The organism is Rathayibacter sp. AY1C5, from assembly GCF_002931705.1.
Classification (GTDB): Bacteria; Actinomycetota; Actinomycetes; order Actinomycetales; family Microbacteriaceae; genus Rathayibacter.
The window spans coordinates 72434-81598 of record NZ_PSWD01000015.1 but is presented as its reverse complement, the minus strand read 5'-3'; the positions used below and the strand labels follow the sequence as shown (position 1 = coordinate 81598).

Genomic DNA, 9165 nt, shown 5'->3' with positions numbered 1-9165 from the left:
GGGGGAGGGGGGGTCCGTCAGACCTGTTCGAGGGACGCGACCGCGTGTGAATGCTCGCAGGAGAAACCGGGTTTCCGCACGCCGGGATCTGTGGGGGCCTTCAGGCGGAGGGCGCGCCGCAGGCTCGCCTCGCGGGGCGTCAGCGGACGCGCGACTCCGCCAGACGGGCGCAGTCGATGCAGAGCTCGGCCGTGGGCCGGGCGGCGAGGCGGGCGGCCCCGATCGGGCGGCCGCACGAGGCGCAGTTCCCGTAGCCGCCGGTGCCGAGGCGGGCGCGAGCGGCGTCGAGCTCGCGCGCCGTGCGGGCGAGAGCGTCGCGGACTCCGGCCATCCGCGACCACTCGGCCGAGAGCGGCGTGCCCTCCGGGTCGTGCTCGTCATCGGCGGTGCCGTCGGCACGGTCGCGCAGGAGCTCGGCCAGCGAGGCCTCGAGCCGGGCCGCCTCGTCGCGCGTCTCGGCCTGCCGCTCGGCCAGCAGCGCGTCGAGGAGGCGCGCCTCGTCCGGATCCATCGGCATCCGACCATGCTGCCACCCACGCGAGCGGCGGGGCATCGTTGTGCGATCCGGCGCTGACCCGGCGGCGGGCGGCGGGGCAGACTAGAGGCATGCCCGTCGTGACCGTGCTCCCCGACCGCCTCGAACTCCGCCTCACCGCGGCCGAGCGACTGCTCGCGTTCCACCGCAGCGACGTCGTCGTCGACCGGTCGAGCATCCGCTCGGCGACTGTCACCGAGGACCCCTGGATCTGGGTGCGGGGCATCCGCGCGCCGGGCACCGCGGTGCCGCTCACGCTCGCGGCCGGCACGTGGAAGTTCCACGGCGGCAAGGACTTCCTGCTGATCAAGCGCACCGCCTCGGCCGTCGTGATCGACCTGGTCGACGAGGACTACTCCCGCCTGATCGTGAGCACCAAGCACGCTCCCGAGCTGATCGCGGCCCTCCAGCTGGGGACGACGACCGCGGCGATCCCCGTGATCGAGACCGACGACCTCGTGATCGTCCCCGAGGTCGCCGAGCAGGCGGAGCGGGCCCAGGCGGCCGCCGCGAAGAAGAAGGCGAAGGCGGCGAAGGCCGCGGCCGTGGCCGCGGAGGCGGCGGGTCCGGCGACGGTGGTCGAGGGTCAGGAGGCGGCGAGCGGCGTGAGCGCGGCGGCCGCGGCTCCGGAGGCGGACGGCGCCGCGGAGGACGTCGCGGCTCCGACGGAGTCAGCAGCGGGGGCCGCTCCGAAGAGCCCGAAGGCCACGCCGAAGGGCGCTCCGAAAACGAGTGCTCGGACCGCCGCGAGCACGCCGGCCGAGTCCGGGGCTTCCGCGCCCGTGGACGTCATCGGCTCCGAGCCGATCGACTCCGCAGCTCCGGTGAAGCCCGCCGAGCCGAAGCCCGCGGAGCCGAAGTCCGCCGAGAAAAAGTCCGCGGGATCGAAGCCCGCCGAGCCGAAGCCCGCCGGATCCGAGTCCGCCGAGCCCGCCCCCGCGAAGCCGGGGCCGGCCGCGAAGCCCGCGCCGAAGCCCCGCACGCCGGCGAAACCCCGCGCCGCGCGCCCCGACTCCTCCGTCGGTCACGCGTCGGCCGAGCCGAGCGGCGCCACCGAGGCCGCGGAGTAGCGCACCGCCGCACGAGCAGCAGCCACGCAGCGCCGGCCGAGGCGCCCCCCTCCACGCTCGAGGCGGGCGGACGCCCTCCGCCGACGCCGTGCCCTCAGGCGCGGACGTCCACCAGCGTCCGACCGTGCGAGCGGCCGGCGAGCACGTCCTCGGCCGCGTCGACCGCCCCGCCGAGCGGCACCGTCGTCGTCAGCTCGTCGAGCAGCTCCAGGTCGAGGTCGTGGGCGAGGCGGCGCCAGGCCTCCTCGCGGAGCTTGCGCGGCGCCTCCACCGAGTTGATGCCGGCCAGCGTCACTCCGCGCAGGATGAACGGCATCACGCTCACCGGCAGGTCCGGGCCCTGCGCGAGACCGCACGCCGCTACGGTGCCGCCCCACCGCGTCTGCGCGAGGGCGTTCGCGAGCGTGTGCGAGCCGGCGGAGTCCACCGCTCCCGCCCAGCGCTCGGACTGCAGCGGCTTCCCGCCCTCCTGCAGCTCGGCGCGGTCGATGACGTCGGAGGCGCCGAGGCGCTGGAGCAGAGCGCCGTGCTCGCCGAGCCGGCCGGTCGAGGCGACGACCTCGTGGCCGAGGCGCGCCAGGAGCGCGACGGCGAGCGACCCCACGCCTCCCGAGGCCCCCGTCACCAGGACGGGACCGCTGCCCGGCCGCACGCCGTGCCGCTCGAGCGCCAGCACGGCCAGCATCGCCGTGAAGCCCGCGGTGCCGATCGCTCCGGCCCGTGCCGCCGAGATGGCGCCGGGCAGCCGGAGCAGCGACGCGGAGTCGATACGCGCCCGCTCGGCGAGCCCGCCGTCGTGGCGCTCGCCGAGGCCGGCGCCGTTGAGCACCACCCGGTCGCCGGAGTCGAAGCGCTCGCCCGCCTCGCCGTCCGCGTACTCCACGGTGCCGACCAGGTCGATGCCGGCGACGAGCGGGGTGCGGCGAACGATCCCGGGCCGCCCCGCCAGCGCCAGGGCGTCCTTGTAGTTGACGCTCGAGTACTCGACGGCGATCGACACGTCGCCGTGCGAGCGGTCGGGATCGTCGCGCTCGAGGAGGCGGGCTCGGTTGGGGGTGTCGGAGTCGGAGTGCCGCTCGACGACGATGGCTCGGTACATGGGCCCACGCTACGCCCGCGGGCCCGCGGCCGGGCGGTCAGTTCAGGGGCCGGGTGCCCTCGGGGAGCGATCCGCCGGAGTAGAGGGCGGAGGCCGCGCCCTGGAGCGCCGTCAGGGCGACGCGCTGCGTCCACGGACCGTAGGAGACGCGGGCCAGCCCGAGCTCCTCGAAGCGGGCGGGGGACTGCGATCCGGGGACGCCGATGACGCTGACGCGCTGCCGCCCGAGGGCGGCGACGAGGGACTCCAGCTCGGCGTCCTGGAGCAGCCCGGGGACGAAGAAGCAGGTGGCGCCGGCGTCGAGGTAGGCGCGGCCGCGCTCGACGGCGTCGGCCAGGACCTCGCCGCGGTCGCGGTCGCCGGCGCGGAGGAGCACATCCGTGCGGGCGTTGAGCGCGAAGGGCACCGCCTCCTCCTCGGCCGCGGCGACGGCCTTCTCGACCGCTCGCAGCGCCTCCGGGAGCGGCTTCGCCTGGTCCTCGAGGTTCGCGCCCACGACGCCGATCCCGATCGCGCGGCGGACCGTCTCGCCGGCGTCGCCGTAGCCCGCCTCGAGGTCGGCCGAGACCGGGACCTCGACGGCGGCGACGATGCGCTCGATCATGCCCAGGTGCAGCTCCAGCGGGATCCGCTCGCCGTCCTCGTAGCCGAACGCCGCCGCGATGGAGTGGCTGGCGGTCGCGAGCGCCCGGGTCTCCGGGAGCGCGGCGACCGTGGTCGCGCTGATCACGTCCCAGACGTTCACCACCTGCAGCAGCTCGGGGGCGGTGTGGAGGTCGACGAGGGTGCGCCCGCGCGCTTCGATGCTCATGGCACGAGCGTAGGGCCCGCGTGCGCGGCGCAGGCCGCCGCATCGCAGTCGGCGCAGACCACGAGCTGGGCGCGGCAGGAGAGGTCGGTGCAGTTGCGCATCCGGCTGGTCGGCGCGGCGCACGAGGTGCAGCGGCCCAGCACCTCGGCGTCGGGGGAGAAGGAGACGGAGCCGCGGCCGTCGAAGACGTACAGGGCCCCCTTCCACAGACCGCGGTCGCGCCGCGCCTCGGCGTAGCGGACGACGCCTCCGTCGAGCTGGTACACCTCGCCGAAGCCGCGCGCCGTCATCAGGCTCGACAGCACCTCGCAGCGGATGCCGCCGGTGCAGTACGTGACCACGGGCCGGCCCTTGAGGTGGTCGTAGACGCCGGCGTCGAGCTGCTCGACGAACTCGCGGGTGCTGGAGACCCCCGGCACGATCGCCCCCTCGAACCGGCCGATCTCGGCTTCGAAGGCGTTGCGGCCGTCGAAGAGCACCACGTCGTCGCGCTCGGCGACGAGGGCGTCCAGCTGGTCCGGGTCGAGCCGCGGAGCCGTCCCGACGACCCCGTCGGCGTCGACCCGCAGCTCGTCGGGCGCGCCGAACGAGACGATCTCGTCGCGCACCTTCACCGAGAGACCGGGGAAGTCGAGGCTGCGGCCGTCGTCGTCGAGGCCGGAGCCGTCGCTCCACTTCACCTCGAGTCCGTGGAATGCCGAGTGCTCACGGGTGCGGCGGACGTAGCGCTTCAGGGCGTCCATCCCGCCGCCCAGCGTGCCGTTCACCCCGTGCTCCGAGATCAGCAGGCGCCCGCGCAGGCCCAGCGACTCGCACAGCTCGCGCTGCCACAGCCGCACGGACTCGGGGTCGGCCAGCGGCACGAAGCGGTAGAACAGCAGGATCTTCGGCAGCACCGGCACATCCTACGAGGACGTCCGGACCGGGGCGCGGCGTGTGGCAGCATCGTCGGGTGCCCGACGCCTCCGCCCCCGTGCCGCACTCCCGCCTCGAGGACGTCTTCGGTCTCGTCACCGGTGCGTTCGTCGTGTCGCTCGGCCTCTACCTGCTGCGCGCGAGCCAGGCGGTCACGGGCGGCACCGCGGGTCTCGCACTGCTGCTGGGGTACCCGCTCGACATCCCGTTCGGCGTAATCCTCGTCACGGTCAACGTGCCGTTCCTCGCCCTCTCGCTGTGGAAGAAGGGCTGGCGCTTCACGCTGCGGACCATGTTCTCGATCGTGCTGGTCTCGGTCCTGGCGGGCCTGCACCCGCTGGCGTTCGGCGAGCTGCGGATCGAGCCCGTCTACGGCGTCCTCACGGGCGACGTGCTCGCGGGGATCGGCCTCCTGATCCTCTTCCGGCACGGGTCGAGCCTGGGCGGATTCAGCATCGTCGCCCTGATCGCGCAGGAGCGGCTCGGCTGGCGGGCGGGCTACGTGATGATGGCGCTCGACGCGTGCGTGGTCGCGGCCGCGCTGCTGGTGGTGCCTCCGCTGAACGTGCTGATCTCGGCGGCGGGAGTGGTGGTGCTCAACCTGGTCCTGGCGTTCAACCACCGGCCCGGGCGCTATCTCGGGTCCTGACCCCCTCCGCAAGCCCTTCGGCGCGCACCGCCGGGTTCCTAGGCTGAGGGCGCGGGCCCCCGCCCGCCCTTCCCGAACGGAGAAACCGGATGTCCGACTGGACCTACGACCCCTACGCCCGCCTCGGCGAGGTGCCGACCTTCGCGCTCGAGAGCGACGACATCGCCGACGGTGCGCCCCTGTCCGCCCGCCACTACGGCGAGGGCTCCGGCGGCGAGGACGTCTCGCCGCACCTGCGCTGGTCGGGAGCCCCCGCCGAGACGAAGAGCTTCGCCGTGACGGTGTTCGACCCCGACGCGCCCACCGGCTCCGGCTTCTGGCACTGGGCCGTCTACAACCTCCCGGCCGACACCACGGAGCTCCCGACGGGAGCCGGAGCCGCCGGCTTCGAGCTGCTCCCGGCGCGCGCGCAGACGCTGCCCAACGAGATGCGGCTGCGCCAGTTCGTCGGAGCGGCGCCGCCGGACCGCGAGCACCGCTACTTCTTCGTGGTGCACGCCCTCGATGTCGAGTCGCTCGACCTCGACCCGGAGTCGACGCCGGCGATCCTCGGCTTCAACGCGCACTTCCACACCCTAGCGCGGGCGCAGATCGTCGCCACGGCGACGCCGGACGGCGCGAAGGACTGACCGCTCCGCGGGGAGCGCGCGCTACCCGAAGAGGGTGCGCGCCTCCTCGTAGCGGGCGTCCGGCACCGTCTTGAGGGTGCCGAGCGCCTCGGCGAAGGCCACGTGGTAGATGTCGGTGCCGCGCAGGGCGACCATGCGGCCCCAGTGCTCGGCGACGACGGAGTCGATGGCGGCCATGCCCAGGCGGGTCGCGAGGACGCGGTCGAACGCGGTGGGCGTGCCTCCGCGCTGGATGTGGCCGAGCGTGGTGGCGCGGGTCTCGATGCCGGTGCGCTCCTCGATGAGCGGAGCCAGCAGCTCGCCGATGCCGCCGAGGCGGGGCCGGCCGAAGGCGTCGAGGCCGCGCTCGGAGTGGGCGTCGTCCATCGTGTCGAGCGAGAAGCCCTCGGCGACCACGACGAGCGGTGCGCGCCCGCGGTCCTGCGCGCTCTGCACCCACTCGACGATCTGGTCGAGGGAGGTGCGCTTCTCCGGGATGAGGATGACGTGGGCGCCCGCGGCCATGCCGGAGTGCAGGGCGATCCAGCCGACGTGGCGGCCCATGACCTCGGCGACCATGCAGCGGCCGTGCGAGTCGCCGGTGGTGCGGAGGCGGTCCATCGCGTCGGTCGCGATGCCGACGGCCGTGTCGAAGCCGAAGGTGTAGTCGGTGGCGCCGAGGTCGTTGTCGATGGTCTTCGGGACGCCGACGATCTTGAGGCCCGCGTCCGTGAGGCGCTTGGCCGCGGCCAGGGTGCCCTCGCCGCCGATCGCGATGATCGAGTCGATGCCGTTGCGGTCCATCATCTCGGCGATCTTCTCGGGGCCGCCGTTCTCGCCCTCGAAGGGGTTCGTCCGGCTGGTGCCGATGATCGTGCCGCCCTGCTTGGCGATGCCCTGGATCTCGGGGCGGCCCAGGGGCAGGAGGTCGCCGTCGACCACTCCGCGCCAGCCGTTCCGGAAGCCCACGAACTCCTGGTCGTAGACCTTGATGCCCTTGTAGACGGCACCGCGGATGACGGCGTTGAGGCCGGGGCAGTCGCCACCGGAGGTCAGGATCCCGATCTTCACCCGCTCAGGTTAGAGGACCCGGTGAACGGATGTGCACGCGGACGACGACGGGCCCCTCCTCGCCGCCTCGAGGAAGGGCCCGTCGTCGTGCTCTGTGCTGGTGGGACTAGGTCGTGACGAGCTCGCCGTTGACGCCGCGGGGGAAGAATCCGCCGGTGCGCGTGCCGGCCGCGGGGTTCAGGTACACGATGTTGAGGACCTGGCCCGGGGTGCGGCTGAACGCGATGGAGCTGCCGTCGGTCGGGACGATGTTCGCCTGGCCGTTGACCTTGACGCCCTGGTCGAGGTCGGTCTTGCCGTCGAGGCTGTCGCGCGCGTCGGAGAGCTTGTTCGCCGAGTCGGACAGGTCGGCGGCGTAGATCGCCGAGCGGATCGCGCCCGCGTGGTACGCCTCCACCGCGAGGATGCCGGCGGCCGCGTCGAGGTAGGTCTTCGACTGGATGAGCGGGGCGGCGCCCTTGTAGGCGGTCACTCCCACGTCCTCGAAGACGAAGGCGCCGAGCAGGAAGTTCGACTCGCTCGCGAACGGGTCGAACGACTGACCGGCCTTGATCAGCCCCGCCGCAACGGCGGCGGAGTTGAAGCTGTCCTTCAGGTTGATCGCCGGGCGGGCCACCTTCGCGGTGCCCAGCGCGGCCCGCAGGAACTGCACGTGGGCCTTCTCGTCGTTCGCGACCTCGGTGGCGAAGCTCTTCAGCCACGGGGTCTTGAAGTCGACGGGGCGGCCGCCGATGACGCCGCCGGGCGTGCCCTTGCCGGTCACGTCCGAGCCGCCGAGGCCGGTGCCGTAGACGGCGCGGAGGTAGAACTCGGCCTCGAGGTACTCGAGGTTGAGGGCGAAGTTGAGGATCGAGGCGTCGCTGGGGCCGCTGGCAGCGACCTCCTCGGCGGAGGCGGTGGGCGCGGCGAGGGCCGCGGCTCCGATGCCGAGGCCGGCGACGCCGGTGGCCTCGAAGAAGCGGCGACGGTCGAGAGCGGTCTCAGAGCTCTTGACGATCGCGTTGCGGATGAAGGTCGTGTCGAACATGTGCGCATCTCCAGTGATAGGCGGGTGCCGGGCGGCTGGAGCGCCGCCGCGACAGCGCGAAGCTACGCCCGGGATCGACCTGCTGACCAGTGGAAACGGGCGATCGGATCCGCGCATGTGTTCACGCCGTCTGAACCAATCCGCCGGGCGTGTCGCTCCGAACACGTCGTGGATGGGGGTTCTGTGGAGGAGCGTCCGATCCGGTGTCGGAGCCGCCGGTTACCATCACTGCGTGTCGATCCCCGCCCCTGCTCCGGAGCCCGCCTGGGCGACGGTCTACGCGCCGGCGGAGCCGGTGAGCCTCGCGCTCACCCTCCGCACGCTGCTGCGGGGCTCGGGCGACCCGACCATGCTCCTCGACGCGTCCGGCTTCTGGCGGGCGTTCCGCACGCCGCTCGGCCCGGGCACCCTGCATCTGCGGCAGGCGGTGGACGGCGCGGTCCACGCGCGCGCCTGGGGCGGGGGAGCGGAGTGGCTGATCGACGCGGTCCCCGAGCTCCTCGGCCACGGCGACGACTGGAGCGGGCTCGACCTGTCGGCCCACGCGCCGCTCGCCGAGGTGCTCCGCCGCTCGTCGGGCCTGCGCCTCACGCGCGCGAACCTGGTGTTCGAGATGCTCGCGCCGTCGGTCCTCGAGCAGAAGGTCACGAGCACGGAGGCGTGGCGCGCCTACCGGGTGCTGGTGCGCCTCCACGGGGAGCCCGCCCCGGGGCCGGTCGCTCTGCACGTGGCTCCGAGCGCGCAGCAGTGGCGGCGCGTGCCCTCGTGGGACTGGCACCGCGCGGGAGTGGATCCGCGGCGCTCGCGGACCGTCCTCACCGCCGCGCTCGTCGCCTCCGGCCTCGAGCGGACCCTCGCGCTCGGGCGGGGCGGCGACGAGGTCGCCCGCCGGCTGCAGTCGGTGCCGGGGATCGGGCCGTGGACGGCGTCCGAGGTGATGATGCGGGCCCACGGCGATCCGGACGCGGTCAGCGTGGGCGACTACCACCTGGCCGCGGCCGTCGGCTTCGCGCTCACGGGCCGGCTCGGGGTCGACGACGACGGGATGCTCGAGCTCCTCGAGCCGTGGCGCGGGCACCGGCAGCGGGTCATCCGGCTGATCGGCTGCAGCGGAGCGAGGAAGCCGCGGCACGGCCCGCGGATGACCATCCAGGACCACCGCCGGCACTGATCCGCTCCTCCACAGGGGCGGCTCGCGGGCGAGTCGGCGCGACCACCGCGTCACGCCGCGTTCGCGCGGCGGGTCGGGCTTAGCCTCGGAGGATGCAGCAGTCGACGACCCCAGGTGTGCCCGGCAGCGACCCGGAGCGCGAGCCCGACGACGCGGCCGTGCGGAGCGGCGTCGACGCGACGGTCGGTGGTCGGACGCCGGAGGGCGGC

Annotated in this window: 10 protein-coding genes; 4 read left to right on the top strand and 6 right to left on the bottom strand. The window is 73.9% G+C overall.

What is annotated here, in order from left to right; genetic code table 11:
- Window positions 1–139: 139 nt before the first annotated feature.
- A complete protein-coding gene (locus C5C57_RS11750) occupies window positions 140–517 on the bottom strand; it encodes a TraR/DksA family transcriptional regulator (protein ID WP_258072359.1) in 378 nt (125 codons plus the stop codon).
- Between the two features lie 89 nt (window positions 518–606).
- Here C5C57_RS11750 and C5C57_RS18605 point away from each other — a divergent pair, with 89 nt between their 5' ends.
- Window positions 607–1605, top strand: a complete 999-nt coding sequence (locus C5C57_RS18605; protein WP_308471135.1) for a hypothetical protein — start codon at window positions 607–609, stop codon at window positions 1603–1605.
- 94 nt (window positions 1606–1699) lie between these two features.
- Here C5C57_RS18605 and C5C57_RS11740 read toward each other — a convergent pair whose 3' ends face one another.
- Genes C5C57_RS11740 through C5C57_RS11730 form a run of 3 tightly spaced genes read right to left on the bottom strand, consistent with a single transcriptional unit; the run spans window position 1700 to window position 4411 of the window.
- Window positions 1700–2704, bottom strand: a complete 1005-nt coding sequence (locus C5C57_RS11740; protein WP_104246919.1) for an MDR family oxidoreductase — start codon at window positions 2702–2704, stop codon at window positions 1700–1702.
- Between the two features lie 37 nt (window positions 2705–2741).
- Window positions 2742–3515, bottom strand: a complete 774-nt coding sequence (locus C5C57_RS11735; RefSeq protein ID WP_104246918.1) for an isocitrate lyase/phosphoenolpyruvate mutase family protein — start codon at window positions 3513–3515, stop codon at window positions 2742–2744.
- Window positions 3512–4411: a rhodanese-related sulfurtransferase gene (locus C5C57_RS11730; RefSeq protein ID WP_104222869.1), complete on the bottom strand. Its 900-nt coding sequence runs from the start codon at window positions 4409–4411 to the stop codon at window positions 3512–3514. The genes C5C57_RS11735 and C5C57_RS11730 overlap by 4 nt, the downstream gene beginning before the upstream one ends.
- Before the next feature lie 56 nt (window positions 4412–4467).
- Here C5C57_RS11730 and C5C57_RS11725 point away from each other — a divergent pair, with 56 nt between their 5' ends.
- Together C5C57_RS11725 and C5C57_RS11720 are read left to right on the top strand one after the other, a co-directional pair.
- On the top strand, window positions 4468–5079 hold the full coding sequence (locus C5C57_RS11725; protein WP_244230588.1) for a YitT family protein: 612 nt from the start codon (window positions 4468–4470) through the stop codon (window positions 5077–5079).
- An 89-nt stretch (window positions 5080–5168) separates the two neighbouring features.
- Window positions 5169–5708, top strand: coding sequence for a YbhB/YbcL family Raf kinase inhibitor-like protein (locus C5C57_RS11720; RefSeq protein ID WP_104297649.1), 540 nt, complete (start codon window positions 5169–5171; stop codon window positions 5706–5708).
- A gap of 21 nt (window positions 5709–5729) precedes the next feature.
- Here C5C57_RS11720 and C5C57_RS11715 read toward each other — a convergent pair whose 3' ends face one another.
- Window positions 5730–6758 (bottom strand): 6-phosphofructokinase, encoded by a 1029-nt coding sequence (locus C5C57_RS11715; protein WP_104246916.1) that lies wholly within the window; start codon window positions 6756–6758, stop codon window positions 5730–5732.
- 106 nt (window positions 6759–6864) lie between these two features.
- Window positions 6865–7785 (bottom strand): ferritin-like domain-containing protein, encoded by a 921-nt coding sequence (locus C5C57_RS11710; protein ID WP_104222865.1) that lies wholly within the window; start codon window positions 7783–7785, stop codon window positions 6865–6867.
- Between the two features lie 232 nt (window positions 7786–8017).
- Between C5C57_RS11710 and C5C57_RS11705 the strand changes: the two genes are divergently transcribed.
- Window positions 8018–8956, top strand: a complete 939-nt coding sequence (locus tag C5C57_RS11705; protein WP_258063215.1) for a DNA-3-methyladenine glycosylase — start codon at window positions 8018–8020, stop codon at window positions 8954–8956.
- Window positions 8957–9165 lie beyond the last annotated feature (209 nt).

Excerpts from the sequence above, each read along its gene's own strand:
- C5C57_RS11710 (WP_104222865.1), bottom strand. The coding sequence starts at position 7,785 with ATGTTCGACACGACCTTCATCCGCAACGCGATCGTCAAGAGCTCTGAG.
- C5C57_RS11740 (WP_104246919.1), bottom strand. The coding sequence starts at position 2,704 with ATGTACCGAGCCATCGTCGTCGAGCGGCACTCCGACTCCGACACCCCC.
- C5C57_RS18605 (WP_308471135.1), top strand. The coding sequence starts at position 607 with ATGCCCGTCGTGACCGTGCTCCCCGACCGCCTCGAACTCCGCCTCACC.
- C5C57_RS11735 (WP_104246918.1), bottom strand. The coding sequence starts at position 3,515 with ATGAGCATCGAAGCGCGCGGGCGCACCCTCGTCGACCTCCACACCGCC.
- C5C57_RS11750 (WP_258072359.1), bottom strand. The coding sequence starts at position 517 with ATGCCGATGGATCCGGACGAGGCGCGCCTCCTCGACGCGCTGCTGGCC.
- C5C57_RS11720 (WP_104297649.1), top strand. The coding sequence starts at position 5,169 with ATGTCCGACTGGACCTACGACCCCTACGCCCGCCTCGGCGAGGTGCCG.